At 73.5% G+C, this 26,913-nt stretch carries 22 protein-coding genes and 1 pseudogene; 8 read left to right on the top strand and 15 right to left on the bottom strand.

Annotated features, from left to right (window positions below; all coding sequences use genetic code 11):
* Positions 1-496, top strand: a pseudogene (locus tag AB0J71_RS44890) (hypothetical protein); the annotation flags it as partial.
* Positions 497-585: 89 nt separating this feature from the next.
* On the opposite strand, the gene AB0J71_RS44885 reads toward AB0J71_RS44890, so the two are convergent.
* The 5 genes from AB0J71_RS44885 to AB0J71_RS44865 form a co-directional block, all read right to left on the bottom strand.
* Positions 586-1,344, bottom strand: coding sequence for a GNAT family N-acetyltransferase (locus AB0J71_RS44885; protein WP_364420302.1), 759 nt, complete (start codon positions 1,342-1,344; stop codon positions 586-588).
* Positions 1,337-1,927, bottom strand: coding sequence for a phosphoribosylanthranilate isomerase (locus AB0J71_RS44880; protein ID WP_364420300.1), 591 nt, complete (start codon positions 1,925-1,927; stop codon positions 1,337-1,339). The genes AB0J71_RS44885 and AB0J71_RS44880 overlap by 8 nt, the downstream gene beginning before the upstream one ends.
* 10 nt (positions 1,928-1,937) lie before the next feature.
* Complete coding sequence (locus AB0J71_RS44875) at positions 1,938-2,357, bottom strand: hypothetical protein (protein ID WP_352325622.1); 420 nt, start codon at positions 2,355-2,357, stop codon at positions 1,938-1,940.
* Positions 2,358-2,419: 62 nt separating this feature from the next.
* Positions 2,420-3,118 carry a response regulator transcription factor gene (locus tag AB0J71_RS44870; RefSeq protein WP_352325623.1) on the bottom strand — a complete coding sequence of 233 codons (699 nt, stop codon included), beginning with the start codon at positions 3,116-3,118 and terminating at the stop codon, positions 2,420-2,422.
* Entirely contained in the window at positions 3,115-4,707 is a 1,593-nt protein-coding gene (locus tag AB0J71_RS44865) for a histidine kinase (RefSeq protein ID WP_352325624.1), read from the bottom strand. The genes AB0J71_RS44870 and AB0J71_RS44865 overlap by 4 nt, the downstream gene beginning before the upstream one ends.
* Before the next feature lie 128 nt (positions 4,708-4,835).
* Between AB0J71_RS44865 and AB0J71_RS44860 the strand changes: the two genes are divergently transcribed.
* Entirely contained in the window at positions 4,836-5,426 is a 591-nt protein-coding gene (locus AB0J71_RS44860; RefSeq protein ID WP_352325625.1) for an SAM-dependent methyltransferase, read from the top strand.
* Between the two features lie 26 nt (positions 5,427-5,452).
* The gene (locus AB0J71_RS44855) at positions 5,453-6,634 is read left to right on the top strand and encodes an acyl-CoA dehydrogenase family protein (protein WP_364420298.1); all 1,182 of its coding nucleotides are present in this window, start codon (positions 5,453-5,455) and stop codon (positions 6,632-6,634) included.
* Between the two features lie 6 nt (positions 6,635-6,640).
* On the opposite strand, the gene AB0J71_RS44850 is transcribed toward AB0J71_RS44855, so the two are convergent.
* From AB0J71_RS44850 to AB0J71_RS44835, 4 genes are read right to left on the bottom strand one after another with little or no spacing between them, the layout of a single operon-like run.
* Positions 6,641-7,192: a hemerythrin domain-containing protein gene (locus tag AB0J71_RS44850; RefSeq protein ID WP_352325628.1), complete on the bottom strand. Its 552-nt coding sequence runs from the start codon at positions 7,190-7,192 to the stop codon at positions 6,641-6,643.
* Positions 7,193-7,236: 44 nt separating this feature from the next.
* The gene (locus tag AB0J71_RS44845) at positions 7,237-8,016 is read right to left on the bottom strand and encodes an enoyl-CoA hydratase/isomerase family protein (protein WP_364390411.1); all 780 of its coding nucleotides are present in this window, start codon (positions 8,014-8,016) and stop codon (positions 7,237-7,239) included.
* A complete protein-coding gene (locus AB0J71_RS44840) occupies positions 8,013-8,927 on the bottom strand; it encodes an alpha/beta hydrolase (RefSeq protein WP_364390413.1) in 915 nt (304 codons plus the stop codon). The genes AB0J71_RS44845 and AB0J71_RS44840 overlap by 4 nt, the downstream gene beginning before the upstream one ends.
* A gap of 9 nt (positions 8,928-8,936) precedes the next feature.
* Positions 8,937-9,623 carry a gamma-glutamyl-gamma-aminobutyrate hydrolase family protein gene (locus tag AB0J71_RS44835; RefSeq protein WP_364420296.1) on the bottom strand — a complete coding sequence of 229 codons (687 nt, stop codon included), beginning with the start codon at positions 9,621-9,623 and terminating at the stop codon, positions 8,937-8,939.
* Between the two features lie 349 nt (positions 9,624-9,972).
* On the opposite strand from AB0J71_RS44835, the gene AB0J71_RS44830 reads away from it, so the two are divergent.
* A complete protein-coding gene (locus AB0J71_RS44830; RefSeq protein ID WP_352330101.1) occupies positions 9,973-11,091 on the top strand; it encodes a globin domain-containing protein in 1,119 nt (372 codons plus the stop codon).
* A 19-nt stretch (positions 11,092-11,110) separates the two neighbouring features.
* Here the strand turns inward: AB0J71_RS44830 and AB0J71_RS44825 are convergent, their stop codons facing one another.
* Positions 11,111-11,881 (bottom strand): helix-turn-helix transcriptional regulator, encoded by a 771-nt coding sequence (locus AB0J71_RS44825; RefSeq protein ID WP_358009331.1) that lies wholly within the window; start codon positions 11,879-11,881, stop codon positions 11,111-11,113.
* A gap of 213 nt (positions 11,882-12,094) precedes the next feature.
* Here AB0J71_RS44825 and AB0J71_RS44820 point away from each other — a divergent pair, with 213 nt between their 5' ends.
* Together AB0J71_RS44820 and AB0J71_RS44815 are read left to right on the top strand one after the other, a co-directional pair.
* Complete coding sequence (locus AB0J71_RS44820; protein ID WP_364420294.1) at positions 12,095-13,174, top strand: exo-alpha-sialidase; 1,080 nt, start codon at positions 12,095-12,097, stop codon at positions 13,172-13,174.
* Positions 13,175-13,177: 3 nt separating this feature from the next.
* Entirely contained in the window at positions 13,178-13,498 is a 321-nt protein-coding gene (locus AB0J71_RS44815) for a hypothetical protein (protein WP_352330107.1), read from the top strand.
* Positions 13,499-13,502: 4 nt separating this feature from the next.
* Here AB0J71_RS44815 and thyX read toward each other — a convergent pair whose 3' ends face one another.
* From thyX to AB0J71_RS44795, 4 genes are all read right to left on the bottom strand, one after another.
* On the bottom strand, positions 13,503-14,285 hold the full coding sequence (gene thyX, locus AB0J71_RS44810; RefSeq protein ID WP_352330108.1) for an FAD-dependent thymidylate synthase: 783 nt from the start codon (positions 14,283-14,285) through the stop codon (positions 13,503-13,505).
* Between the two features lie 133 nt (positions 14,286-14,418).
* On the bottom strand, positions 14,419-17,058 hold the full coding sequence (locus AB0J71_RS44805) for a M4 family metallopeptidase (RefSeq protein WP_364420292.1): 2,640 nt from the start codon (positions 17,056-17,058) through the stop codon (positions 14,419-14,421).
* 216 nt (positions 17,059-17,274) lie between these two features.
* The gene (locus AB0J71_RS44800; protein WP_352327553.1) at positions 17,275-18,417 is read right to left on the bottom strand and encodes an amidohydrolase family protein; all 1,143 of its coding nucleotides are present in this window, start codon (positions 18,415-18,417) and stop codon (positions 17,275-17,277) included.
* 91 nt (positions 18,418-18,508) lie between these two features.
* The gene (locus tag AB0J71_RS44795; protein WP_352327554.1) at positions 18,509-20,635 is read right to left on the bottom strand and encodes an anthranilate synthase component I; all 2,127 of its coding nucleotides are present in this window, start codon (positions 20,633-20,635) and stop codon (positions 18,509-18,511) included.
* A 238-nt stretch (positions 20,636-20,873) separates the two neighbouring features.
* Here AB0J71_RS44795 and AB0J71_RS44790 point away from each other — a divergent pair, with 238 nt between their 5' ends.
* Both AB0J71_RS44790 and AB0J71_RS44785 read left to right on the top strand, forming a co-directional pair.
* Positions 20,874-22,313, top strand: coding sequence for a glycosyltransferase family 39 protein (locus AB0J71_RS44790; protein ID WP_352327555.1), 1,440 nt, complete (start codon positions 20,874-20,876; stop codon positions 22,311-22,313).
* Positions 22,314-22,451: 138 nt separating this feature from the next.
* Positions 22,452-25,949: a S8 family serine peptidase gene (locus tag AB0J71_RS44785; protein WP_364420290.1), complete on the top strand. Its 3,498-nt coding sequence runs from the start codon at positions 22,452-22,454 to the stop codon at positions 25,947-25,949.
* A gap of 119 nt (positions 25,950-26,068) precedes the next feature.
* Here the strand turns inward: AB0J71_RS44785 and AB0J71_RS44780 are convergent, their stop codons facing one another.
* Positions 26,069-26,854: an SGNH/GDSL hydrolase family protein gene (locus AB0J71_RS44780; protein WP_352331113.1), complete on the bottom strand. Its 786-nt coding sequence runs from the start codon at positions 26,852-26,854 to the stop codon at positions 26,069-26,071.
* Between the last annotated feature and the right edge of the window lie 59 nt (positions 26,855-26,913).

Here is a 26,913-nt window from a genome sequence, read left to right as displayed (position 1 = left end):
CGTGGCGGGGCTGGTGGCGGGCCTGGCGGGCGGCCTGACGGCGCCGCTCGGCTGCCTGGCGGCCGGGCTGGTGTTCGGCCGGGCACGGGCGGGACGGGCCGGCTTCGGGCAGTACGACGCGGGCGCCGCGCGGGTGGTGGGCGAGGTGGCGCTCGGCGTGTTCGTGGCGGCGCTCGGGCTGTCGGCGGGGCCGGCGGCGGTGGAGCTGGTGGCGCGGCACGCCTGGCAGGTGGCCCTGGGCGCGGTCGCCACGGCCGCCGTGCCGGTGGTGATCTCGCTGGCCATGGGGGCCAAGCTGATGATGGTCCCGCCGCCGCTGGTGCTGGGCGCGGTGACCGGGCAGCACGGCCTGACGGCCGTCCTGGGCGGGGTACGCGCGATGTCGGGGAACGGGACGCCGCTGCTGGCGTACACGGTGGTGCACGCCTTGTCGGGAGCCGTGCTGGCCCTGCTCGGGCCCGCCGCGGTGGCCCTGACCCGCTGGCTGGGCACCTGAGCGCGCCACCAGGCCCGTCCGGGCGGTCGGGCCAGGCGGTCGGGACGGGCGGTCAGGTCGGGGGCAGGCAGGGCGGTCGGGGCGGGCGGTCAGGTGCGCAGGAAGGCGTGGGTGTGGCCGACCGGCTCGAAGCCGAGGCGGGCGTAGAACTCGCGCGGCCAGTCGGCGGCGTCGGCGACCAGGAACGTCAGCTCGGCGCCGGCCGTGGCGGCCGTCAGCGCGGTCAGCAGGACGCGGGCGAAGCCCTGGCCGCGGTGGCGCTCCAGGGTGTAGACGTTCTCGATCTGGGCGACGCCCTCGTGCACGTAGAGGTCGGCGTGGGCGGCGATCTCACCGCCGGGGGCGCGTACGGCGTGGAACTCGACCACGTCAGCGGCGGACGCGCGGGCCGCGGCGCGGGCGGCGAGCCCGTCGACCACGCTCTGCGGCGCCTGCGGCAGCGACGCGCGCCACTCCTCGCGCAGCACGGGCAGCAGTTCCTCCAGCGTGAGCCGGTCGGTGGCGGCGGCGGCAGCGGCGGACGCGGAGGGGCTTGCGCCGCGGAAGGCCATGACGACGTTCGTCTCGTGGCTGTATCCGGCGGCGGCGAAGGCGGGCCGGAACTCCTGGCCCAGCCGGTCGTCGTCGACGCACACCAGCCGGTGGCCGAGCCCGGCGAGCCGCTCCTCGGCGGCCGCGAGCACCGGCCCCGGGGCGCCGCTGCAGACCACGAGCTTGTTGTCGTCGTGCGACATCGGGTAGCGCGCGTCGAGCACCGCGAACCCGCCGGGGACCGGCGCCACGACGGGCGCCTTGCGGCGGGCGAAGCCGTGCAGGAAGGAAAGGGCCCGCGCCAGCTCGTCAGCCACCGCGCGCGGCCCGCAGGAAGGCCCTGATCAGGGCGGAGTCCTTGACGCCCGGCGCGGTCTCGACGCCGCTGGACACGTCGACCCCCCACGGGCCGGCGGCCTCGACGGCCTCGGCGACGTTGGCCGGGTCGAGCCCGCCGGCCAGCATCCACCGGCCGGACGGGCGGCCGCGCACCGCCGCCCAGTCCCAGGGCTCCCCCGAGCCGGGGCGCGGGGCGTCGACGATGAGCAGGTCTTCGTCGTAGGCGCCGCATCGCAGGTCGGCGGCGGCGTCGACGGCCCGCACGAGCGGCCGGCCGAGGTCTTTCAGCGCGGTGAAGTCGGCGTGGGGGTGGTGGCCGTGGAGCTGCACGGCGCGCACGCCCGAGGCCAGCGCGGCGGCCCGGACCTCCTCGGAGGTCTCGCCCCGGAAGACGCCCACGGTGAGCACGTGGGCCGGGATCGGCGCGGCCAGCTCGGCCGCCCGCTCCGGCGTGACCCTGCGCGGGCTCCGGGTGAGCACGAACCCGATGGCGTCGGCGCCAGCCTCGACGGCGGCCTCGACGTGCTCGGGCTCGCTCAACCCGCAGATCTTCACATACACACCTCAGACCTTAGCGGCGCCGCGCCGCCGACGGCGACCACGACCAGATCAGCAGCGCGCCGATGAGGCCGAACAGCAGCACCCCGTTGGGCACGTGGGCGCCCAGCCAGAGCCAGGTGACGTGCTGGAGCCCGCCAACGACGAACAGCGCGACGCTGGCCCACACCGGCCAGCCGGCGCCGCGGCCGGGCCGCCAGACGAGGATCGCCAGCACGATCTGCACGAGCGCCACCAGGTGGACGACCATGCCCGCCATGACGTGCGTCTCGGCCACCGGCCCGCCGCCCGCCGACACGGCCTGCCCGGCGAACGAGGCGGCCACGAGCAGCGCGGCGGCCTGGGCGATGATGGCGACGCGCAGGCTGTAGAGCAGGCCGGCCGACACCTGCCGGGTCGTGCCGGGACGCGGCATGACCTGTGTCTCCCCCATGATGTGGATCCTTTCTGCGAACGAAGGACCCATATCGTGTCGAGGGCGGCCGCATACGGTCGTCAGCCTGCGGGATGACCCCCCGGTCCCCCACGTGGCGGACGGACCGGCCGGAAGGCGGCGTCCACGAGACCGGTGCGGTGGGCGACCACGGCGGCCTGGATGCGGTTGCGCAGGCCGAGCTTGTCCATGGCGGCGGCGATGTGCGTCTTGACGGTGGTGACGCCGACGTGCAGCTCCTCGGCGATCTCGGCGTTGGACAGGCCGGTGCCGACCAGGGCGAGCACCTCCAGCTCCCGCTCGGTCAGCCCGGACGGCGGCGGCGCGGCGGCCTGCTCCTCGGCGGCCAGGAACCGTTCCACGACCCGGCGCAGCACTGAGGGGGCCAGCAGCTGCTCCCCCGCGGCGGCCCTGCGCACGGCGTCGACCATGCGTTCCGGCTCGTCGTCCTTGACCAGGAAGCCGACGGCGCCGGCGCGCAGGGCGGCGTGCACGTCGGCGTCCTCGGCGAAGGTGGTGAGCACGACCACGCGGGCCGCCGGGCGGGCCGCCAGCACCCGCCTGGTCGCCTCCAGGCCGTCGACGCGGGGCATGCGCAGGTCCATGAGGATGACGTCGGGCACGTGGCGTTCGGCCAGGCGGACGGCCTCGGCGCCGTCCTCGGCCTCGCCCACGACCTCCATGTCCCCCGCGGCCTGCAGCAACATGCGCACGCCCGCGCGGACCAGCGCCTGGTCGTCGGCGACCAGCACGCGGATCACGCGGCGTTCCTGGCGGGCAGGCTGGCCAGCAGCAGCCAGCCGCCGTCGCCGTCGGGGCCGGCGCTGAGGGTGCCGCCGAGGGCGCGCACCCGCTCGCGCATGCCGGCCAGGCCGCGGCCGGAGGAGGGCAGCCGCTCGATGGCGGTGGGCGGGCGGCCGTTGCGGATCTCGATGGACAACCCTTCCTGCGCGGGGGCGACGGTGACGCGGACCCGGGTGCCGGGCCCGGCGTGTTTCAGCACGTTGGTGAGACCTTCCTGGACGATGCGCGCGGCGGAGGCGCGGGCGATGAGCGGGGCGCGGTCGCTGGCCGGGTCGAGGTCGAGATCGACGACGAGGCCGGCGGCGGCCATGCGTTCGGCGGACTCGCGGACCACGTCGGCGGGGTTGGCCAGCAGGTCGGGGCCGCGGTCGGGGTCGCGCAGCAGGTCGAGCAGGTCACGCAGGTCCTGAAGCACCTGGTGGCCGGTCTCGCGGATGTCGGACAGCGCGTCGGCGACCGGCCCGTCGGGCGCGGTGTAGCGGGCGGCGCTGGCGCGCAGCACCATGGCGCCGACGTGGTGGGCCACGATGTCGTGCACGTCGCGGGCGATGCGCTCGCGCTCGGCGAGCTGGTCGGCGCGCACCTGGGCGACCGCCAGCCGGGCCGACTCCTCGGCGCGCAGGCGTTCGGCGGCGGCGGCGGCCTGCCGCATGCCGAGGTAGCGGCCGATCGCGATGGGCGTGGCGACCAGCGTCATCAGCACGCCGACGCGCAGCGGGGTGACCTCGGTGCCCTCGCCGACGACGGCGATGGCGGCCAGCAGGCAGCCGGTGAGGTACGCGGCCCCCGTCCAGGCCCAGGAGGCCACGCGCATGGAGAACACGCCGATCGCGATGAGCGTGAGGATCAGGCAGGTGTTGACGGCGTCGTTCAGGTAGGTGTCGGCGGCGATCAGCAGCACGGCCTGCAGCAGCAGGACCAGGCCGGGCAGGCGCCGGGCGACGCCGAGCGACAGCCCGCCGACCACGGCCAGCAGGCCGATCACCCACACGGGCAGGGCGCCGCTGTGCCAGGAGGTCCAGGTGCTGAGCACGGTGATGGCCACACCGCCGGCGGCCAGCAGCGCGTCGGGCGTGACGTCGCGCTCCTCCAGCCGCTCGGCCGAGCTGCGCAGGTAGGCCCCGAGCACGGTGGGGAAGACGGGCAGCAGCACCGAGTACATCCAGGTGTTGCCGGTCATCGCGATGCCGGGGTCGGCGATGTTGACCGCCGTGGCCAGGACGGTGGCGCCCACACCGGCCATGGCGGGCCGCCACGGGACGCGGAAGCCGACCACGCCGAGCGCGACGCAGATGAGGATCTGCGCGGTGTTGGAGGTGTAGGAGCCGAGCTGGTCGCTGAGCACGAGAAAGGCGGCCAGGTAGAGGGTGACGGCCAGCGGCCGCCGCCGTACGAACCCCATGGGCAGGCCCACCAGGAGGGCCATGGGGATGTTCATCGCCGCCGGCAGGTACGCGGTGTCGCCCGCGTGGGCCGTCGTCAACAGGTCCAGCCCCACGCCAGATGCCGCGAGCAGGACATCGAGCGGCACACCACGCCAACGCATGGCCTCACGCTATCCACCCTCGCCCGATAGCTGATCCTCCGTGCGGAGGACCCCGTCTCCTCCTAGTGGCCGCAGGTTCGTCCAGAGGAGGGAGCGCAGAGGGTGATCTTCCCGATACGTTCGGGGCCATGTCCAACGACACCGCAATGTTCCTCGGCCAGTTCCTGCGCGCCCCCGCCGTGATCGGCGCCGTCGCCCCGAGTTCGCGCCGGCTGGCCGCGGCCGTCTGCGCGCCGGTGCCGGAGCGTGGCGAGCCGACCGTGGTGGAGCTCGGTCCTGGCACGGGCCCGTTCACGGCGGAGATCCAGCAGCGGCTGGCCGGGCGCGGCCACCACCTGGCCGTCGAGGTGAACGAGCGGCTCGCGGGGCTGCTCGCGGCGCGTTTCCCCGCCGTGGACGTGGCCCACGCGGACGCCGCGCGCCTGGGCGAGCTGCTGGCCGGGCGCGGGCTGGGCCACGCCGACGTCGTGGTGAGCGGCCTGCCGTGGGCGGCCTTCCCCACGGAGCTGCAGCACGAGCTGCTGGACGCGGTGACGTCGGTGATGAGCCCCGGCGCCGCCTTCACCACCTTCTCCTACATCCACGCCATCCCGCTGAGCTCGGCCCGGCGGTTCCGGGCGCTGCTGGCCGAGCGGTTCGAGGAGGTCGTGCCCGGACGTACGGTGTGGCGCAACACGCCGCCGGCCTTCGTCTTCCACGCCCGCAGACCTCGACCCTGAACAGAACGAGATTCTACGATGGCGTGATGGATTTCACCCTTCCCGAGAGCGCCCAGGCCGTCCAGCGCGGCGTCGCCGAGATCTGCGCCCGCTACGACCTCGACTACTGGCAGCGGTGCGAGAGCGACAAGCGCTGGCCGGAGGAGGTCTGGGCCGACCTGGCCAAGGGCGGCTGGCTGGGCCTGGCCGTGCCGGAGGAGTACGGCGGTGGCGGGCAGGGGCTACTGGAGCTGGCGGTGGCCACCGAGACGCTGGCGAGCTCGGGCGCGGCGGGCGGGTCGGCCTTCACGTACGTGCTCACCCCCGGCTTCGGCGCGCTCACCCTGGCCCGGCACGGCACCGCCGAGCAGCGGGCCGAGCTGCTGCCCCGGCTGGCCACGGGCGAGGTCGAGACGTGCTTCGCCCTGACCGAGCCGGACGCCGGCTCCAACTCGCTGGCGATCACCACCTCGGCCCGCCGGGACGGCGGCGACTACGTGCTCAACGGCCAGAAGATCTGGATCACCGGCGTGCAGCGCGCCACCTGGATGTTGCTGGTGACCAGGACGGTCCCGGCGGCCGAGGCCAGGCCGCGCACCCACGGGCTGACCGTGTTCCTGGTGAACGTGCCCGAGGCGGTCGCCGCCGGGCAGCTGTCCTTCCGGCCGATCCCCAAGATGGGCGCGAACACCACGCCGTCCAACATGGTGTTCGTCGACGACCTGCGGGTGCCCGCCACCAGCGTGGTCGGCGAGGTGGACGGCGGCGCGGCCGTGTTGTGGGACATCCTCAACCCCGAGCGGGTGCTGCTGGCCGCCTCCGCGCTGGGCGGCGCCGAGGTGGCGCTGCGGGTGGCGGTCGGCTACGCCAAGGAGCGCGAGGTGTTCGGCCGCCCGATCGGCGCCAACCAGGCCATCGCGTTCCCGCTGGCGCAGGTCAAGGCCAAGATCGAGCTGGCCCGGCTGATGCTGTACAAGGCGGCCTGGTCCTTCGACCGGCGGCTGCCGTGCGGCACCGAGGCCAACATCGCCAAGCTGACCGCCTCCCAGGCCGCGTGGGAGGCGGCCGACGCCGCGTTCCAGACGCACGGCGGCATGGCGTACTCGCTGGAGTACCCGGTGGCCAGGTTGCTGGCCGACGCCCGTATCGGAAGGGTGGCACCCGTGACGGAGGAGCTTCTGCTCAACTACCTCGCGACACAGGTGCTCGGGTTGCCCCGGAGTTTCTGACGGCCCTCAGGCCCTGCCCGTCGCCTTGCGGATCACGTCGCGGGCCCTGTCCATGATCGCGGCGGGCGGGCCCGCCAGCAGGTTCTTCGGCGCGGTCTCGACGCCGGCGTGCGGATGCGTGGGCGCGATCGCCTCGGCGGCCTTGACCCCGATCGCCATCGCGTGCAGCTCCTTCTCGCCGGCGGCCTGCCTCAGCCTGGGGAACTCCTCGCGTTCCTCGGCCTCGGCGTGCTCGACGACGGCCTTGCGCAGCGTGGCCAGGTTGGCCGCGAACTGCGGGTCGTCGACGCCCGCCCGCTCCATCTGGGTGAGCATGTCCTTGGCCGCGTTCTCCTCGGCCAGGCGCTCGTCCACCAGGTCGTCGCCGTCGTCGACGTGGCGGCGCGCGTAGGGGTGGACGATCTCCTCCTCTGCTGTCTCGTGGACGGCCAGCAGGCGCACCAGCTTCTGGAAAGCCGCTGCTTTGTCCTCGGGGGCAGCGTTCTCGACCTCCGTGAACTGGCTCTTGATCTGCTCGTGCTGGCGCACCAGCAGGTCGACCACATCGTTGTCCGTCATGAAGGTGCGCCTACCCCGGGCTCGGACAAGCACACGCGCCGGGCTCAGCCGAAGGCGGGCGGCCGCTTCTCGCGCACCGCGCGCACGCCCTCGACCACGTCGGGGCCGGTGAAGCCGAGGAACTCCATCGCCAGCGAGGCGTCGAAGGACGGGCCGGCCAGGCGCAGCCAGTTGTTGAGCGAGTACTTGGTCAGCCGGATCGCCTCCTGGGAGCCCTGGGCGAGCCGGACCGCGATCTCCATGGCCTTGTCGTGCACCTGGTCGTCGTCGACGCACAGGCTGACCAGACCCATGCGCTCGGCCTGCTCGCCGGTGACGGGCTCGCACAGCAGCAGGTGGTACTTGGCCTTGGCCATGCCGCACAGCAGCGGCCAGATGATCGCGGCGTGGTCGCCGGCGGCGACGCCGAGCCGGGTGTGGCCGTCGATGATGCGCGCGGTGCGGCCGGCGACCGAGACGTCGGCCAGCAGCGCCACCGCGAGCCCGGCGCCCACGGCCGGGCCCTGGACGGCCGAGACGATCGGCTTGGAGCAGTTGAGCACGTTGTAGACGATGTCGCGGGCCTCGGCGAACACGCGCATCCGGGTGGCGTGGTCGCGGGTCATCTCCTCGATCATCGACAGGTCGCCGCCGGCCGAGAACGCCGTGCCCTCGCCCCTGACCACGATCGACCGGACGGTGTCGTCGCGGTCGGCCTCGCGCCAGATCTCGCTCAGCTCGCGGTGGCCGGTCATGTCGACGGCGTTGAGCCTGCCGGGCTCGCTGATCGTGACGCGCAGCACGCCCTCGGCCGGGGTGTCGAGCTTGAGCTTGGTGTAGGTCACAGGTGCTCCCGCAGGCGGTCGGCGATGTACTGCCTGGCCTCGGCCGCCTGGTCGAACAGGCCGGGCAGGCCGAAGAAGCCGTGGACGGCGCCGTCGAACCTGCGCGCCTCCACCGGCACGCCGGCGTCGGCCAGGCGGCGGGCGTAGTGTTCGCCCTCGTCCCGGAGCACGTCGTACTCGGCGGTGAGGACGGTGGCCGGCGGCAGGCCGGTCAGGTCGGCGATGCGCAGCGGGCTCAGCAGCGGGTCGGCGGGGTCGGCGCCGGCCGCGTAGCGCTCGGCGAACCAGGCCATCTCGGCGGCGTCGAGGCCGAAGCCCTTGGCGTAGGCGCGGTAGCTGGGGGTGTCCATGGCCGTGTCGAGCACCGGGCAGACCAGCGCCTGGTGGGCCAGCCGGATGCCGGACCCGGCGGCCCGCCAGGCGGCGACGGCGGCCAGGTTGCCGCCCGCGCTGTCGCCGACGACGGCCACGCTGCCGTTGCTCTGGTAGAAGGCGGGCCTGGCGAAGACGTCGCGCACGACAGTCCAGGCGTCGTCGGCGGCGGCCGGGAAGGGGTGTTCCGGGGCCAGCCGGTAGTCGGCCGAGACGACCACGGCGCCGGTGCGCAGGGCCAGATCGCGGCCGAGCGCGTCGTTGCGCCTGACGCTGCCGAAGACCCAGCCGCCGCCGTGGAAGTAAACCACGACGGGCAGCAGGCCGTCGCCGGGGTCGGCGCGGTAGATGCGGATCGGCACGTCGCCGGCCAGCTCGTCGCGGACGAACGGGAGGTTGGTCAGCGGCCCCCGCTGGGCCGCGAGGCCGTCGTGCGCGCGCATCTCCTGGATCGTGGCCAGGTCGAGCGTGGCCAGGTCGGTGTTGAGGTCCGACGGGTAGAGGGCGACGTAGTCCCGCGCCTGGGGGTGCAGCGGCATGAGCGCAGCCTAGCGGGCCGCCTCGACGAACGCATCGAAGAGCCGATTGTCCCCGCCGCGTTCGGGATGCCACTGGACGCCGACGCAGAACCGGTGGCCCTGGAGCTCGACGCCCTCGACGATCTGGTCGTCGGCCCAGGCCACCGCGAGCAGGCCGCTGCCCAGGCGGCGCACGGACTGGTGGTGCGGCGCGACCGCCTCGACGTGGTCGCCGACGGCCTTGCCGAGCCTGCTCGACAGGCCCACCTGGATCTCGTGGACCGCGCCCGGCGCGCCGTGCCGCTCGTGGCCGAGCACCTCGGGCAGCCAAGGGATCAGCGTGCCGCCCCGGGCGACGTTGAGGACGTGCAGGCCGCGGGCGATCGCCAGGATCGGCAGGCCGGCCCGGACGGCGGCCCCGGCCAGGGCCAGCTCGTACCGGTCGCGGTGGGGCTGCGGCTCGGGCGCCCGCTCGTCGTGCTCGCCGCCGTAGGCCGCGGCCCCGAGGCCGGCGCCGCCGGCCAGCAGGACGCCGGACAGGCCGCCGACGTGGTCGCCGGCGAGGTGGGGGTCCAGCGGCGGCAGCAGCACCGGCACGCCGCCGGCCCGCTCGATCGCCTTGGCGTAGGACGGCGGTGACAGCACGGCCTCGCGCACCCAGTCGCCCCAGCGGGCGGCCTCCAGGTAGGCGGTGATGCCGATGAGCGGTCGGGACATGCGGATCTCCAGGGGCGGGTCAGGGCAGGCGGGAGGCCGTCCCGGCGGTCAGCCGGGCCTCGCCGGGCCGGGGTGGAGGACCGCCATGGCGGGATGCTACGCCTGCGCCGTCCGGCGGGAAACAGCGGAAACCGAAAGACGAAAATCACTTTTATTCGTTTTCTCCGCCGGAAAAGCCCATATCGCAATTGGGGTGAATCGGTTGTGACGCATCAGAGGTGGTGTAAGACTCATTTCCGAGCGCGCCGGATGTGCCGGGGCACGCAGCGCGTTCACGACCCGGAGCCGTCAGGAGGTGGCCGACGCGGCCGGAATCGAATTTCCGGTCCAATGGGGTGGGGTTGAGTGCATGTCGTTGAATCCGCGACTGGTGAAGGAGAGCTTCTCACTCGTCGAGCCCGTGGCCGACAAGGCGACCGCGTACTTCTACGGGCGGCTGTTCGCCGCGAGCCCGCACCTGCGGGGGATGTTCCCGCCCGCGATGGACGTCCAGCGCGACCGGCTGTTCGGCGCGCTGACCAGGATCGTGTGGAGCCTGGACAGCCCGGACGGCCTGGCCGCCTACCTCGGCCAGCTCGGCAGGGACCATCGCAAGTACGGGGTGCTCGCCGAGCACTACACGGCCGTCGGCACCGCCCTGCTGGCCACGATCCGGCGCTTCGCCGCCGAGGTGTGGAACGACGAGATCGAGGCGGCGTGGGTGTCGGCGTACACGGCGGCGGCGAACCTGATGATCGAGTCGGCCGAGTCGCAGGCGGGCGTCACGCCGGCCTGGTGGCCGGCCGAGGTCGTCGACCACGAGCTGCGCCGTCCCGACATCGCGGTGATCACGCTGCGGCCCGCGCAGCGGCTGCCGTACACGGCGGGCCAGTACGTCACCGTCCAGACCGCGCGCTGGCCGCGGGTGTGGCGCACGTTCTCCATCGCCAACGCGCCGCGCCCGGACGAGACGGTCACGCTGCACGTGCGCTCGGTGCCGGGCGGCTGGGTGTCCACGGCGCTGACCAGGCACACCAGGATCGGCGACACGGTCATGCTCGGGCCGCCGATGGGCACGATGACGCCGCGCGAGCACAGCGCCCGCGACCTGCTGTGCGTGGCCGGCGGCACCGGGCTGGCCCCGCTGAAGGCGATCGTCGAGCACGTCATCGCCTCGGGCCGCCGGCCGCGGATCCACCTGCTGCACGGCGCGCGCACCGCCGACGAGCTGTACGACCTGCCCGACCTGCTGGCGATGCAGGCGTCCTTCCCGTGGCTGCAGGTGCTGCCGGTGGTCTCGGGCGACCCCTCCTACGCCGGGATGCGCGGCCACCTGCCCGAGGTGACCGGGCGTTTCCACTCCTGGTGCGAGCACGACGTCTACGTCTGCGGCCCGGGCGGCATGGTGGACGGCACCGTGCGCCGCCTGCGGGCCGACGGCGTGCCGCTGTCGCGCATCCACCGCGACGTCGTCCCGGGGGAACGCTAGAACGTCCTCGCCGGGGGCGTCAGGAGGCCGCCGGGTCGCGGCGGAAGGCGGCGGCGGTCTCCTCGTCGGCCGGCCAGAACGTCTCGATGGCCAGCTCCGAGACGGTCACGTCCATCGGCGTGCCGAAGGTGGCGATGGTGGTGAACATCGACAACACGCGGTCGCCGTCGGCGATGCGCAGCGGCAGCAGGATGTCGCCCGGTCCCGGCACGTGGGCCACGTTGAGGTTGACGCCGGGGTAGGTGTAGGCGGCCAGCTCGTCGTGCAGCTCGGCCAGGCGGCCGTCCGCCGACGCCTCGGCCTGCCTGCGGAGCTGGTGCAGCAGGTAGGCGCGGACCTCGGCCAGGTTCAGCAGCCTGCCGCCCATCGCGTCGGGGTGCAGCGACAGCCGCATCACGTTGACCGGCTCGGCCAGCAGCTCGGCGGGCACGCCGGCCATGAACATGGCGGCCGCCGAGTTGGCCGCCACCAGGTTCCACGCCGCGTCCACGACCAGCGCCGGGTACGGCTCGTGCCCGGCCAGGATCTTGTCCAGCGCCTGGCGGACGACGGCCATCTCCGGGGCGCGCACCTCACGCTCGGGGAAGACCGGCGCGAACCCGGCGGCGACCAGCAGCCGGTTGCGGTGGCGCAGCGGCACGTCCAGCTCCTCGGCCAGCCGCATCACCATCTCGCGGCTGGGCCGGGCGCGGCCGGTCTCCAGGAAGCTGACGTGCCGGGAGGAGACGTCGGCCTCGATGGCCAGGTCGAGCTGGCTCACCCGGCGCCGCTGCCGCCACGAACGCAACAAATCACCAAAAGTCTCTTCTTGTATCGCTACTGCTCCCATGTCAGGAAATCTAGCGCTGCGAGGGAAGTATCACGATTACCTGCCAGGTAATGCCCGTGCCGCTCCGGCCGTCCGGGGACGGCCGGGGGGCAGGCGTGCGGCAAATCTCCCAGTCCTCGGCACCGCCGCCGCGCGCGTGGCACGATGGCGGCAAGCGAACATGGGAGCGATGCTATGAGTGACGCAGTCCTCGCGATCGGCACCCGCAAGGGCCTGTTCCTCGCCCGTTCGGCGGGCGGCGGCCCGTTCGAGATCGAGCCGATCCGGTTCTCCACGGTCGCGGTGCCCTCGGTGGCCATCGACACCCGGGGAGGCACACCCCGGTTGCTGGCCGGTATCGAATACGGCCATTTCGGTCCGTCCGTGATGTACTCCGATGATCTCGGCGAGACCTGGGACGAGGCCCCCCAGCCGCCCATCGCCTTCCCCGACAAGACCGACGCGACGCTGGCCCGGGTGTGGCAGCTCACGCCCTCGCCGTCGGAGCCGGGCGTGGTGTGGGCCGGCGTGGAGCCGGCCGCGCTGTTCCGCTCGGAGGACAACGGCGTCAGCTACCGGCTGGTCGAGGGCCTGTGGGACCATCCCCACCGGCCGCGATGGCAGCCGGGCGGCGGCGGGCTGTGCCTGCACACGATCGTCCCCCATCCCACCGACCCCGAGGTCATGGGCATCGCGATCTCGGCGGCCGGCTTCTACCGCACCCGCGACGGCGGCATGTCGTGGGAGGCCGCCAACCAGGGCATCCGGGCGCCCTTCCTGCCGGAAGGGCAGCAGTACCCCGAGTTCGGGCAGTGCGTGCACAAGGTCTGCCTCGACCCCGCCCGGCCCGCCCGGCTCTACCTGCAGCACCATTTCGGCGTCTACCGCAGTGACGACTTCGGCGGCAGCTGGCACGACATCGGCACCGCGCTGCCCTCCGACTTCGGCTTCCCCATCGTGGTCCACCCCACCCGCCCCGACACGATCTTCGTGCTGCCGCTGACGGCCGACGTCGACCGCACCCCGGTCGGCCACCGCTACCGGGTCTGCCGCAGCCAGGACGCCGGCGCCACGTGGCAGGAGCTGGGCGAGGGCCTGCCCGAGGGTCCGGTGCACGCCACCGTGCTGCGCGACGCGATGACCGCCTCCCCCGCCGGGCTGTTCTTCGGCACCCGCGACGGCGAGGTCCACTGCTCGCGCGACGACGGCGAGAGCTGGTCGCAGGTCGCCCGCCACCTGCCCGACGTGCTGAGCGTGCGCGCGGCGGTGCTCTGACCGATGGCCAGGTCATTCACCAAGCCCGTGACGATGGTCGTGTTCGTGCTGCCCAGCTCGCTGCGACGGTGGGTGAGCGGGCGCACCGAGGTGAAGGTGTTCGCGGTCGGCGCCGACCGTGACTCCCCGCCCACGCTCGGCTCGGCGCTCGACATGCTGCGGCGCACCCATCCGCTGCTGGAGGAGCGGCTGCGCGACGACTACGGCCGCATCCGGCGGCACATCAGCATGATCGTGTGCGGGGAGAACGCCCGCGGGCTCGGCGGCCTGGACTGCGCCCTGCCGCCGGGCGCCGAGGTCTACGTGCTGCCCGCGCTCGCCTGACGCCTCAGACCTTGCGCCAGCCCGGCACCCAGGCCCCGTCCTCGACGACGTAGTCGCCGAACAGGGCGGGCGCCTCCTTGCGCATGAGCTCGCCGATGCGCTGGAACAGCAGGCGGATCTCCTCCTCCGCGCCGACGGCGGTGCGGGCCTCGATCGTGTGCCGCAGCGTGCGCACGTTGGCCGTCCAGACCAGGCCGGTGGCCAGGCCCTCGGGGGCGAAGCGGCGCATGAACGACGTGCGGTGCTTCTTCTCCGAGAACGGCACGCCCTCCTCGTCGAGCCCGAAGTGCCCGGCCATCCAGAGCTGGAACTGCTCCAGCTGCTCCAGCACGGCCGTGGCCCGCTTCATCAGCTCGGGGTCCTGCTGGGCCCACTCGGGGAACCAGAACGGCAGCTCGTCGAGCCGGACGAAGCGCAGCGACTCCTGGGAGATGGCCACGCCGGGCCGGTGGCGCACCAGCTCGTGCGTCAGGACGCGGCTGACGTTGTGCAGCACGAAGCTGAAGCTGACGTGTTCGAGGACCGAGCCGTGCGCGCTGGCCAGGATGTTGCGCAGGTAGTCGTCCTGGTTCTCCCTGATGCGCACCACGTTGGGGTTGAGGCCCGGCTCGAAGGAACGGTAGCAGAGGCGGCCGGCGAACTCGGCGAGGTTCTGGGCGTCGAGGTCGCCGCGGTCGAGCCGCTCCAGCCAGCTCTCGCCGCCGACCTCGGCGAGGTAACGGCCGAGCTCGTCGTAGTCAAGCTCAGGACGGGCGACGATGAAGACCTCGGGTTCGACACTGCGCATAAGGGAGCCCCCCGCTCGGGTTCTGTGGTTTGTGACGGGCTCAAGCAAACCAGCTCCCGGGGCTGCGCGCGACTCGGCGCCCGCCGTCCCCCTCCGGAGGAACGGCGGGCGCTTGGCCGGGGCCCTTGCCAGGTCAGCAGCGGTGCGCGGGCCTGTCGCGGGTCACCAGGTCGGTGTCGCCGGCGGTCCCGTCCAGCCACAGGACACGGCCCGCCGCGCCGGCGGCGAACAGCGCCTGCTCCCCGCGGTTGCAGGAGTAGCGCTCAAGGGCCCCGCCGGTGACCGGAACCTGGTAGATCTTCGTCAGGTTCGCGTTCTCCAGCGTGGTCCCGTCCGGCTGCACACCGACGGTCACCCGCGACTCGCTCGCGTCGAGCCAGGTGGCGTACGGCGCCTGCGGCCCGTCCGGCACGACCGGCGTCTGGCCGGTGCCGTCCAGGGCGGCCCGCATGACGCCCATCCGGCCGTCGCGGTCGGCGTCGTAGAGCCAGACGACGTGCCCGGCGGTCAGCGCCGGGCGGATCGACAGCGACGGGATCGCGCCGGTCGGCGGCACCTCGGGCACCACGACCTCCTTGCCGGTCGCCAGGTCGTGCACGACGGGCGTGCTGTGACCGCCGCCGGAGCCGAAGCTCACCCGCACGTAGACGAGCCGGCCGCCGGTGACCGACGGCATGTACCCGGCCACGCCCTTGTCGGCGGTGAGGTTGACCGGGGCGGCGTTCCCGCGCTTGAGCCACAGCTCGACCTCGCCGGTCGCGGGGTCCTCGCCGGACCAGGCCACGGCGTCACCCGAGACCGCGACGGCGTAGACGTAGCCCGTGGTCTCGTGCAGGACGGTGGACGGCGCCGAGGCGTCGAGGGGCCGGGAGCGGACCTGGAAGCGGCCCGACGCGGCGTCGAGGGCGACCCACGCCGCGCGCCTGCCGTCGGTGGCGGGCGTCCAGTCCCAGCGGCCGTCGTCGGACACGGTGGTCGCGGGGCCGCCGCTCACGCGTCCGGTCCTGATGACGGTGGGGCCGTTCGCGTCGGGGGTGTTGTCGGTGACGGCGTACCGGTCACCGGCCAGGGCGGGCGGGTCGATGGCGTCGGTGAGGCCGTCCAGGACGACGCGGCTGTCGGTGCGGATCAGCCGCTCCCAGCCGGGCCTGATGCCGTGCCGCTCGAAGGCCAGCGCGATCGCCAGCCGCTCGCGCGCCGGCAGCCGGGCGGCGCGGGCGGCCGACTCGACGGCGCGGCGGCCGTCGGCGAAGTCGTCGAGCGGGGTCATGTACTCCGTCAGCGCCTTGTAGACGATCTTGTCGAAGCCGGCGCCGAGCTTCTCCCTGACGTCCCACAGGGCGCCGGAGAAGATCGTGGAGTTGAGGTGCACGCCGCCCGCGTCGATCGCGGTGGTGACGCCGAGGTAGTCCTCGGCGGCGTCGCGGTCGTCGTCCAGGTCGCGGGTGGCGCATTGGGCGGGCGGCAGGCTCTTGCACAGGTCCTCGCCGAGCAGGCTGGCGTCGGGGTCGCTCATCGGGATGCCGAGCGCGCCGGTCTGGATGGCGTTGCCGAAGTAGTCGGCCAGGCCCTCGTTCATCGCGCCCGACTGGCCCTGGTAGACCAGGTCGGCGCTGTGGGTGATGACGCCGTGGGTCATCTCGTGGCCGACGACGTCGAGGCCGGCGGCGAAGGAGTGCAGGTCGGCGCCGCCGCCGCCGTAGACCATCTTGGTGCCGTCCCAGAAGGCGTTCTCGAACGGGCTGCCGTAGTAGGTGACATTGACGACCGAGTACATCGTGCCGCCCTTGCCGTCGAGCCCGTCGCGGCCGAGCCCCTTGTAGTACTCGTAGACCTTGCCGGCGCCCCAGTGGGCGTCCACGGCGCCGCTGCCGGTGTGCTCGGGGCCGAAGGCGGGCGTGGGCGACTTGGCGAGCTCGGTGCCCGCCGGCACGCCGGGTTCGAGGAACTGCTGCACGTCGGCGCCGGCGGCGTCGTAGGTGAGGATCTCGCCGGTGGTGCCGTTCCACATCGGGCGGGCGCGGTCGCGCAGCTCGTACGCGCCGTCGGCCCGCTGGTAGACGTTGAGCGGGACGGTCCTGCCGTGCGCGGTCTGCCCGCTGCCGGTCGCCGGGCCTTCCATGCGCAGCCGGTCCAGGGCGAACAGCGGGCGGCCGGAGTGGGCGTCCACGTAGGCGTCCAGCAGGACGGGCCGCTTCCTGGCCGCGTCGGCGCCGGTCAGGGTGACGTGCCAGGCCAGCACGCCCTTGCCGCGCGGCAGCACGACGAGCTCGCCGGGCGTGGCCTTGACCGTGGCGCGGACCTGGTCGTCCCGGACGAGCCGGGCGCGGGCCAGCCGGGCCGCCAGGGCGGGGGCGACCGTGGGCGTGGTGTTCACGTCGAGCTCGGTGAGGAAGCGGCCGCCGGCGCCGGTCACCACGCGGCCGGCGCCGTCCCTGCGGAAGCGCACCAGGTACTGGGCGCCGAAGACGGGCAGGTTCCGGTACCGCTGGGCGAACCTGACGGTCTCGTCCTGGCCGTTCACGACCGTGCGCAGCGGCACCAGGTCGGCGGGGTCGAGGTGGTAGCGCGGGTCGGCCAGGTGCGCCTTGGCCGCGGCGACGAGGTCGGCCCCGGCGGCGGGCTCGGCCAGCCCGCTCACCTCGGCGGGGGCCCGGGTGCCGGCCCGGGACTCCACCTGCGGCTGCGGCGGGTCGTCAGCCGCCGCGACACCGGGAACGGCCAGCGCGAGCGACAGGGCTGCGGCCGTGAGGACGAAGGGACGCCAGGACACGACACCTCCAGGTGTGGCGTAGGGGGTCTGGCGTCCACGATCATCACAGCAATATTGACAAACAGACAAATCACAATTTGATTACCGGAAATGTAAATTTCCGATTAGTGATGGAAATGTCGTGAATTAATGGCATTCCGCTACGGCGACAACGCGCACCGCCGCCACCGGCGACGCGCGGGCGGACGGGCGGGCGGACGGGCGGGCGCGCGGGCGTCAGAGGCGGTACACCCGGCGGGCGTTGCCCGAGCCGATCATGTGGGCGATCCTGGCCGCGTCGGCCGGGCTCCACTCCCCCGCCTCCAGCCTGGCCAGCAGGGCCGCGCCCAGCGCCTGCCGGTGGTACAGGGCGCCGAGGTAGCCGGTCTCGGCCACGCCGCGGCAACCGGAGCTGAACAGCTGTTTGTGGAACGGCGCCAGCTCCAGCAGCTCGTCCATGACGCGGGCCGAGGCGGCGGCGTGCGGCAGGGCCGGGCCGACGTCGACGTAGACGTGCGGGTAGACGCCCGCCAGGTAGGCGGCGGTGCGGTGGTAGGGGTAGCAGTCGAGCAGGATGACCGGCACGCCGAGGGGCTGCAACGCGTCCATGAGGGCGCTGAGCCTGGCCGGGTCCGTACGGTGCAGGTCGGGGCCGCGCCCGCCGAACCCGGCCTGGAACTGGACCGGCAGCCCCCGCTCGCGGGCCACGTCGATCGCGCTCCACAGCAGGTGGCGCAGCAGCACCGGGTCGGTCAGCGGCCGTTTGGGGTCGGCCAGGCGGCGGTTGGCGCCGGCGATGACCGAGCCGGTGCTCGGCCTGGCCGGGTCGAAGTCGAGCCCGCAGCGGCCCGCGATGACCGTCTTGAGCCCGACCGCCCTGGCGGCCCTGGCCGACAGCTCGTCGGCCAGGCCGTCGAGGTAGTCGACGGCGAGCTGCGCCGACTCGGCGACGTCCTGCTCGATCTGCTCGATCCGGACGATCTCGTCGGCGGCGGCTCCGCCGTGGCGGCCCATCTCGGCCGCCGACAGCAGGTCGATGTCCTCGTCGCCGGTGTCCACCAGGAACGCCACCACCCCGGCCCCGGCCAGCAGGCGCCGGTTGACCTCGCCGGCGCCCAGCTCGGCCCGCCGGGCGAGGTAGACGGCCGGGGGCGCGTGCGGCTCCAGGCCGAGCAGCGGGGCGCACCAGCGGCGCAGGCTCATGCCGAACGGCGAGTCGAAATGCGTGGTGCCGGGCGGGGCCGGGGCGCCGCCGGCGTTGATCAGCGGCTCGAACTGGGCCCGGGTCAGGTCGTCCCGGCGAACCCCGTGACAGTGGTGGTCGACGAGCGGGGCGAGCAGCGCGTCACGCACCGTGTCGGGCAGGGCTACGGGGAGCATGCGGAGACTCTAGGGGAGCCCCGCACGCCCCCGCGGACGTTTTGCCCTACGACAGGAACACCCTGCCCCTTCCCAGACGAACCGGCCCGGGTCAGCGCCGGGTGAGGCGCAGCACGTTCGCGATGATCTTCGCGCCCGCGCCGCCCTCCTGGGTGAGGATCGACTCGGGATGGAACTGCACGGCGAAGCGCCGCCGCTCGACGTCCTCGATGGCCATGACGTTGCCGTCGGGCGTGAGCGCGGTCGGGGTGAAGCCGACCACGCCGGGCCGCTTGGCGTGCAGCGAGTGGTAGCGGGCCGCGGTGAACTCCTCGGGCAGCCCCGCCAGCAGCGCGCTGTCGCCGAGGCGGCTGACCTGGCCGCGCTTGCCGTGCTCGGGGTAGTCGAGCAGCTCCAGCGAGCCGCCGGCGTGCTCGACCATGGCCTGCAGGCCCAGGCACACGCCGAAGACGGGCAGGTCGCGGGCGTAGATCTCGTCGATGAGCGCCGCCATGCCGAAGTCGGACGGCCAGCCGGGGCCGGGCGAGAGCACGACCAGGTCGGGCGCGACGTCGTCGATGGTGTGGGCCGGGAAGCCGTGGCGCAGCGTCACCACGTCGGCCCCCTCCTGGCGGAAGTAGTCGGCCAGCGTGTTGACGAAGGAGTCCTCGTGGTCGACGAGCAGCACCTTCATGCCGGCCCCCGGCTGCTCCCTGACCACGGCGGGCGGGACGGCGCCGGGCTGGTTGACCGCGGCCAGGGCGCCGAGCAGGGCGCTGGCCTTGAGCTCGGTCTCGCGCTCCTCGGCCTCGGGGTCGGAGTCGAACAGCAGGGTCGCCCCGGCCCGGACGGTGGCCACGCCGTTCTTGATCTGGGCGGTGCGCAGGGTCAGGCCGGTGTTCATGGAGCCGTCGAAGCCGATGAAGCCGATGGCGCCGCCGTACCAGCGGCGGGTGGTGGCCTCGTGGTCCTCGATGAACTGCATGGCCCACGTCTTGGGGGCGCCGGTGACGGTGACGGCCCACATGTGGGTGAGGAAGGCGTCGAGGGCGTCGAACTCGGGACGCAGCCGGCCCTCGATGTGGTCGACGGTGTGGATCAGGCGCGAGTAGAGCTCGATCTGGCGGCGGCCGATGACCTTGACCGTGCCGGGGACGCAGATGCGCGACTTGTCGTTGCGGTCGACGTCGGTGCACATGGTCAGCTCCGACTCCTCCTTGACGCTGCTCAGGAGGGTGCGGATGGCCTCGGCGTCCTCGACCGGGTTGCTGCCGCGGGCGATAGTGCCGGAGATGGGGCAGGTCTCGACGCGGTCGCCGTTGACCCGGACGTACATCTCGGGCGAGGCGCCCACGAGGTGCTCGCCGTCGCCGAGGCTGATGATGAACTCGTACGGCGCCGGGTTGCTGTGGCGCAGGCTGCGGTAGAAGGCCGACGGGTCGGTGCAGACGGCGTGGAAGACCTGGCCGGGCACGACCTCGAACAGGTCGCCGCGCTTGAACCGCTCCTTGGCGGCGGCCACGACCTTGGCGTACTCGCCGCGCACGGGGTCCTTCGGCAGCTCGCCGGGGACGACCTGCGGGACGGAGGTGCCGGTGCGCTCCAGGCCGCGGGTGGTGGCGCCGTCGACGGTGAACTCGTAGCGGTACTCGACGCTGGTCTCGCGCTGGCGGTCGATGACGACGATCCGGTCGGGCAGGTGGAGCACCAGGTCGCGCTGGTCGTCGGGACGGGCCAGCTCCTGCCGGATGGGCTCGAACTGGAAGGCCAGGTCGTAGCCGAAGGAGCCGTAGAGGCCGAGGTGGGGGTCGTCGCCCGCGAAGGCGGCGATGACCTCGCGGATCGCGGTGAACACGGTGGGCCGGCGGCTGCGCATCTCCTCCGGCAGCAGGTCCTCGGACTCGGGGACGTGCACCTCGACGCGGTCGGGCGTCGGCTCGCTGACCGGCTTGCCCGCGGCCAGCAGGCAGGAGGCCACCGCGGGCAGCACGACCCTGCCGCGCTCGTTGAGCGCGGTCGCCGAGATGACCCGCCCCTTGGCGACCAGCTCCAGGCAGGGGTCGACGTAGCCGAAGGCCCATCGGCTGTAGCGGCCCGGGTAGTCCATGCCCGACGAGAAGGCGCCGCCGCGCCGCTCGCCGAGCGCGGTGACGATCTCTTCGAGCGCCTCTTCCGACACGTCGCGTGCCTCGCGCTCGACGCCGACGCCCCCGGCGGTGGTATATCCGCTGCTCTCCACTTGCTGCCCCTTACCACGTCACATCATGAGGCCCCGGGGGCGGACACGAGAAAGGCCGCCATCCGGGGCGGCCGTCCTTTGAGAGGAATGCGAAAACGCGCCGCTTAGGAGCGGCGCCACCACTGGATCTGAGGGCGATTTCGCATGCCCCCAGGTTAACCGCCGGACCAAGATCGCGCAACGCGACACCCGCTCCGGCAGTGACAAACGGTGGGTAATGGATCTAGCCTCGACGTCCATGGAACGGCCCTGGGCGTGGCGTCCGGTGACGGTGACCGCGGTCCTGACCGCCGGCGTGGCCCTCGCACTGAGCCCCTGGTACGGCTACCACCGCGACGAGCTGTACTTCCGGGTCCTGGCCGGCCACCCGGCCTGGGGGTACGTCGACCAGCCCCCGCTGACGCCGATGCTGGCCAAGGCGGCGCTCGGGCTGTTCGGCGACACGGTGACGGCGCTGCGGGTGTTCCCCGCGCTGGCCGCGGCGGCCGTGGTCGTGCTGGTGGCGCTGGTGGCCCGGGAGCTGGGCGGCGACCGGCTCGCCCAGACGATGGCCGCCGTGGGCGCGGCGACCGGGGCGTACACGCTGATCGCGGCGCACACGCTGCTGACGGTCAGCTTCGACCTGCCGCTGTGGACGGCGGCGATCCTGTTCGCGCTCCGGGCGCTGCTGCGCGGGCAGCCGCGCTGGTGGCTCGCGGCGGGCGCGGTGATCGGGCTGGCCACCTACAACAAGCACCTCATCGCGCTGCTGGTGCTGGGCCTGGCGGCGGGGCTGCTGATCGCCGGGCCGCGGCGGGCGCTGGCCGGGCCGTGGTTGTGGGGCGGCGCGCTGCTCGCCGCCGTGCTGGCCGCGCCGAACCTGGTCTACCAGGCCACGCACGGCTGGCCGCAGTTGTCGATGGCCGCCGCGCTCAGCGCCGACAAGGGCGCCGAGATGCGGGTGATGTTCGTGCCGATGCAGCTCACGCTGTTCGGGCCGGTGGTGTCGGTGGTCGCGGCGCTGGGGTTCGTCCGGTTGTGGCGCGACCGGCGGGTGCGGGCGCTGGCCGTGGCCTATCCGGTGACGGCGGTGCTGACGCTGGTCAGCGGCGGGCGCTTCGACTACACCGCGGGGCTGATCGTGGCGCTGTTCGCGGCCGGGTGCGTGAGTGTGTCGCGGGCGCGGGCCGGGCGGGTGCGCGCGGCGTGGGCGTTCCTCGCGGTCAACGCGGCGGCCTGCGCGGTGCTCGCGCTGCCGCTCGTGCCGGTCGGCGCGCTGGCCGGCACGCCGGTGCCGGCGATCAACGAGGTGGCCCGCGAGTCGGTCGGCTGGCCGCGCTTCGCCGCGGCCGTCGGCGGCGTGCTGCGGGCGCTGCCGCCGGACGAGCGGGCCCGCGCGGTGGTCGTGACGGGCAACTACGGCGAGTACGGCGCCCTTGCCCGGGCGGGCCTGACCCGCGTGTACTCCGGCCACAACCAGCTCTGGGCGTACGGCCCGCCGCCGGACGACGCGACCGTGACGATCCTGGTGAACGCGGGCGGCCGGGCCCGCGCGATGTTCGGCTCCTGCGAGCAGAAGGCCCGCGTGGACAACGGCGCGGACGTCGACAACGAGGAGCAGGGCATGCCGGTGTGGCTGTGCCGGGATCCCGTGCGGCCGTGGTCCGCCACCTGGCCGATGTGGCGACATTTCAGCTGACCACATTACATTTCGGGACTTATCCGAGCTTGTTAGGATCAGCGCCCTTGCTTTCCCGACAGGATCTCTTCACCCTTCTCGACAGAGGCGGAAAGATCACCTCTTCCTCACCGTCGTGAACGTCGTGAAGGAGAGCACGTGCGCAACACCCTCACCTGGCGTGCGATCCTGACCGGGATCGTCACCGCCGCCGCCCTGGCCGTCCCCCAGGCCCCGGCGCACGCGGCGCCCGATCCCGGCAAGATCTCCCAGGCCGTCCAGGCCGACCTGGACGAGGACGGCAAGGCCACCTTCTGGGTCCGGATGAAGGGCACCGCCGACCTCGGCGCCGCCCGCCGGGCCGCCACCAAACGGGCCAGGACGCAGCTGGTCTACCAGGCCAAGACCGAGCGGGCCAAGGCTTCGCAGGCCGGGCTGGTCAAGCTGCTGGAGGCCCAGAAGGCCGACTACACCTCGTACTGGATCGTCGACGCCGTACGGGTGACCGCGGACGCCAAGCTGGCGGCGGCGATCAGCGAGCTGCCCGAGGTGGACCGGATCGACCCGGTCACCGTCGTGGCGCTGCCCGAGCCGGTGACCGGCCGGGCCGAGCCCAGGGCCGGCGCGGTCGAGTGGAACGTCGACCGGATCGGTGCCCCGCGGGTGTGGAGCGAGCTGGGCGACCGGGGCGAGGGCATCGTGGTCGCCTCGATCGACTCCGGCGTCCAGTACGACCACCCCGACCTGGCCGCGAGCTACCGGGGCAGGAACCCCGACGGCTCCTACACCCACGACTACAACTGGTTCGACCCGGCGCGCGTCTGCCCGTCGGCGGCGCCGTGCGACAACAACGGCCACGGCACGCACGTCATGGGCACGATGGCGGGCGCGAACGGCATCGGCGTGGCGCCCGGCGTGCGCTGGATCGCCGCCAAGGGCTGCGAGGTCAACACCTGCACCGACGCCTCGCTGCTGGCCGCCGGCCAGTGGGTGCTGGCCCCGACCGACCTGAACGGCGCCAACCCGCGTCCCGACCTCGCGCCGGACATCGTCAACAACTCGTGGGGCGGCAACGGGTTCGACCCCTGGTACGTCGAGACCGTCCAGGCGTGGGTGGCCGCGGGCATCTTCCCCGCCTTCGCCAACGGCAACGAGGGCCCGGCCTGCCGCACCAGCGGCTCGCCCGGCCAGTACGCCATCAGCTACAGCGCGGGCGGCTTCGATGTCAACAACGTGCTGTACGCCAGGTCGAGCAAGGGCGAGGGCCAGGACGGCGAGATCAAGCCGAACATCGCGGCCCCCGCGGTGAACGTGCGCTCCTCGGTCCCGGACGACGACTACGACTCCTACACCGGCACCTCGATGGCCTCGCCGCACGTGGCCGCCACGGTGGCGCTGATCTGGTCGGCGGCGCCCCGGCTGCAGGGCGACGTGGCCGCGACCCGGCCGCTGCTGGACCGCACGGCGATCGACGTGGCCGACACGAGCTGCGGCGGCACCGCGGCCGACAACAACGTCTGGGGCGAGGGCCGCCTGGACGCCTACGCCGCCGTCCAGGCCGCGCCGGACGAGGGGCTGGGCGAGCTGCGCGGCACGGTCACCGCGGCGGGCGAGCCGGTGCCGGGCGTGACGGTCAAGGTGACCGGGCCGCTGGCCCGCTCGGTGGTCACCGGCCAGGACGGCACGTACACGATCCCGCGCCTGCTGCCCGGCGAGTACGCGCTGACGGCGGAGAAGTTCGGCTACGACCGCGGGAGCGCCACGGCCACGGTGACCGCCGATCAGGTCACGACCGGCGACGTGACGCTCGTCCGGCAGCCGTCCGGCACGCTGTCGGGCACGGTCAGCACGGCCGGCGTGCCCGAGCCGGGCGCGACCGTGGCCGCCGGCGGCACGCCGGTGAGCGCGGTCACCGACGCCTCCGGCCGGTACACGATGACGCTGCCGCGCGGGACGTACACGCTGACGGTCACGCCGGTCTCGCGCTGCTCCAGCGGCGCGAGCGCGCAGGTCGCCGTGGACGGCGACACGGTGAGGGACGTGGAGCTGCCGCTGCGCGGCGACGGCTTCGGCTACACCTGCCGGGCGGCGGCGCAGCCGTACGTCGCCGGGACCGAGAAGCTGGCGCTGACCGGCGACGACGAGGCCGTGCAGGTGACGCTGCCGTTCGCCGTCCCGTTCTACGGCACCGGGCAGTCCAGGGCGTGGATCAGCACGAACGGGTTCGTCACCTTCGCCGCCGACCGGGTCACCACGGGCAGCAACAGCCGCCTGCCGGGCACGGGCACGCCGAACAACGCGGTCTACCCGTACTGGGACGACCTGAAGGTGGACGCCGAGGCGGGCGTCTACACCGGCGTGGTAGGCACCGCCCCGCACCGCCAGTACGTCGTGGAGTGGCGCAACGTCACCTTCTACAGCGCGACCGGCGAGCGGGTGTCGTTCGCGGCGCTGCTGGGCGAGGACGGCTCGGTCTCCTTCCGGTACAAGGACGTCGAGAGCGAGCGTGACCAGGGCTCCAGCGCCACGGTCGGCATCGAGAACGCGGCCGGCACGGACGCGCTGCTCTACTCCTACGAGGAGGCGGCGCTGGCCACCGGCCGCGGCGTGACGTTCACCGCGAGCCGGCATGGCCTGGTGACCGGCGTGGTCACCGACGCCAACGACGGCCAGCCGCTGGCCGGGGCGTCGGTGAAGCTGGGCGACGCGGCCTCGTTCACGACCGGCGCGGACGGGTCGTTCTTCGGGCAGGTCCCGGCGGGCGACCACGACGTGGTGGTGGCCAAGGAGAACTACGGCACCTTCACCAAGCCCGTCACGGTCGCGCCCGGCACGCTGACCAGGATCGACACCGCTCTGGTCACCGGCCGGGTGAGCGCCTCGGCCGCCGAGCTGACCGCGGTGACGCCCGCCGGGGCGACCAGGACGCGCACGCTGGAGCTGACGAACCTGGGCTCCCCCACCGCCTACACGGTGACCAGCGACGCCGACTGGGCGTCGGTCACGCCGCAGGCGGGCGAGCTGGCCAAGGGCCAGAAGGCGACGCTGCGGGTGACGCTCTCCGCCGCCGGGGTGACGCCCGGCGGGATGCGCACCGGCAAGCTGGTCGTCAAGTCGGCCAGCGGGCGGCAGCCGGCCATCGAGATCAAGGTGACCGTGGTGGTGCCCAAGTTCCAGGTGGCCGTCGACGCCGGCGGGTCGAAGGCGCTGATCGACGCCGACGGCGACGCCTGGTCGCCCGACCGCCGCTGGACCCAGGGCGGGTACGGCTACGTGGTGACCTCGTCCAAGACGGCGAGCACGTCCAGGACCATCGCGGGCACCGCCGACCAGGCGCTGTTCCGGACGGCCAGGGAGGGCATGCTGGAGTACCGGTTCGACGGCGTGCCCGCCGGGACGTACACGGTGGAGCTGGACTTCGCCGAGGTGAAGAGCACGCAGATGGGCAAGCGGGTCTTCGACGTGCTCGTCGAGGGCCAGCTCGCGATCCCGGCGCTGGACCTGGCGCTGGAGGCGGGCACGTACACGGCGGTGGCCAGGCAGTACACGGTGAAGGTGACCGACGGTCAGCTCAACGTGCGCTTCGCCGCCCGGCAGGGGGCCACGCTGGTCAACGGCGTGCGCGTCTCCGAGCGCCCGGACAAAGCGCTGCCCTGACCGTCCGGGGTCCCGCCGTTCCTGGTGCGGCGGGGCCCCGGGCCGGCGGCCGGTCCCGGCCGGATCGGTGGCCGGGACCGGCGGCGGGCCTGAAGAAGGGGCCGGGAACCGGGCCTGGGTCAGGGGGCGGCGGTCGGCAGCGGGGCGAGGTCGGGGCGCTTGGGCGCGACGCCGTCGCCCGAGGAGCGGCGGTTGATGCGCCTGCCGATCCACGGGCCGAGGTAGGTCCTGGCCCAGCGCAGGTCCTCGCGGCGGGCGGCCGTCCAGACCGGCGGCCGCCTGGCCGGGTACGCCTCGCGCCAGTCCTCCGCCACCGGCACGCCGAGCACCTCGGCGGCCCGCAGCGCCACCCGGCGGTGGCCGTCGGGGCTGAGGTGCAGGCGGTCGGCGTTCCAGGCGCGCGGGTCGCGCAGGACCTGCATCGGCCACAGGTCCACCAGCAGCGCGTCGTAGCGGCGGGCGATGTCGTGGATGTGCAGGTTGTAGACCTCGATCTTGGAGTGGGCCAGCCGCATCACCGGCACGTGCCGCAGGTCGAAGCCGGTGAACATGAGCACCCGGCTGCCCGCCTCGGTGAGCGTCCTGACGCCCGCCTCCAGCCGCCTGGCCACGGACGCCGGTCCGCTGCCCGGCCGCAGGATGTCGTTGCCCCCGGCGCACAGCGAGACCAGGTCGGCGCCGAGCTCGACCGCCTTCGGCACCTGCTCCGACACGATCTGCTCGATCAGCCGGCCGCGGACGGCGAGGTTGGCGTACCGCAGTCCGGGCTCCCCGGCCTGGCGGCGGTCGGCCTCGATGTGCTCGGCCAGCCGGTCGGCCCAGCCGCGGAACCCGTGGTCGGCCGGGTCCTCAAGTCCTTCGGTGAAGCTGTCCCCTAGGGCGACATACGAAGTGATTCGTCCCATGACCGGATAGTTTGCCAAGGACCTTTGTCCCTACGCGACCGTAACCCCCGGCTACCACC

This window comes from Nonomuraea sp. NPDC049637, assembly GCF_040675235.1.
GTDB lineage: Bacteria > Actinomycetota > Actinomycetes > Streptosporangiales > Streptosporangiaceae > Nonomuraea.
This window is presented reverse-complemented; position numbering and strand designations above follow the sequence as displayed.

Excerpts from the sequence above, each read along its gene's own strand:
- AB0J71_RS44875 (WP_352325622.1), bottom strand. The coding sequence starts at position 2,357 with ATGGGGGAGACACAGGTCATGCCGCGTCCCGGCACGACCCGGCAGGTG.
- AB0J71_RS44855 (WP_364420298.1), top strand. The coding sequence starts at position 5,453 with ATGGATTTCACCCTTCCCGAGAGCGCCCAGGCCGTCCAGCGCGGCGTC.
- AB0J71_RS44830 (WP_352330101.1), top strand. The coding sequence starts at position 9,973 with ATGTCGTTGAATCCGCGACTGGTGAAGGAGAGCTTCTCACTCGTCGAG.
- AB0J71_RS44850 (WP_352325628.1), bottom strand. The coding sequence starts at position 7,192 with ATGACGGACAACGATGTGGTCGACCTGCTGGTGCGCCAGCACGAGCAG.
- AB0J71_RS44860 (WP_352325625.1), top strand. The coding sequence starts at position 4,836 with ATGTCCAACGACACCGCAATGTTCCTCGGCCAGTTCCTGCGCGCCCCC.
- AB0J71_RS44800 (WP_352327553.1), bottom strand. The coding sequence starts at position 18,417 with ATGCTCCCCGTAGCCCTGCCCGACACGGTGCGTGACGCGCTGCTCGCC.
- AB0J71_RS44840 (WP_364390413.1), bottom strand. The coding sequence starts at position 8,927 with ATGCCGCTGCACCCCCAGGCGCGGGACTACGTCGCCCTCTACCCGTCG.
- AB0J71_RS44790 (WP_352327555.1), top strand. The coding sequence starts at position 20,874 with ATGGAACGGCCCTGGGCGTGGCGTCCGGTGACGGTGACCGCGGTCCTG.
- AB0J71_RS44835 (WP_364420296.1), bottom strand. The coding sequence starts at position 9,623 with ATGTCCCGACCGCTCATCGGCATCACCGCCTACCTGGAGGCCGCCCGC.
- thyX (WP_352330108.1), bottom strand. The coding sequence starts at position 14,285 with ATGCGCAGTGTCGAACCCGAGGTCTTCATCGTCGCCCGTCCTGAGCTT.
- AB0J71_RS44815 (WP_352330107.1), top strand. The coding sequence starts at position 13,178 with ATGGCCAGGTCATTCACCAAGCCCGTGACGATGGTCGTGTTCGTGCTG.
- AB0J71_RS44780 (WP_352331113.1), bottom strand. The coding sequence starts at position 26,854 with ATGGGACGAATCACTTCGTATGTCGCCCTAGGGGACAGCTTCACCGAA.
- AB0J71_RS44820 (WP_364420294.1), top strand. The coding sequence starts at position 12,095 with ATGAGTGACGCAGTCCTCGCGATCGGCACCCGCAAGGGCCTGTTCCTC.
- AB0J71_RS44865 (WP_352325624.1), bottom strand. The coding sequence starts at position 4,707 with ATGCGTTGGCGTGGTGTGCCGCTCGATGTCCTGCTCGCGGCATCTGGC.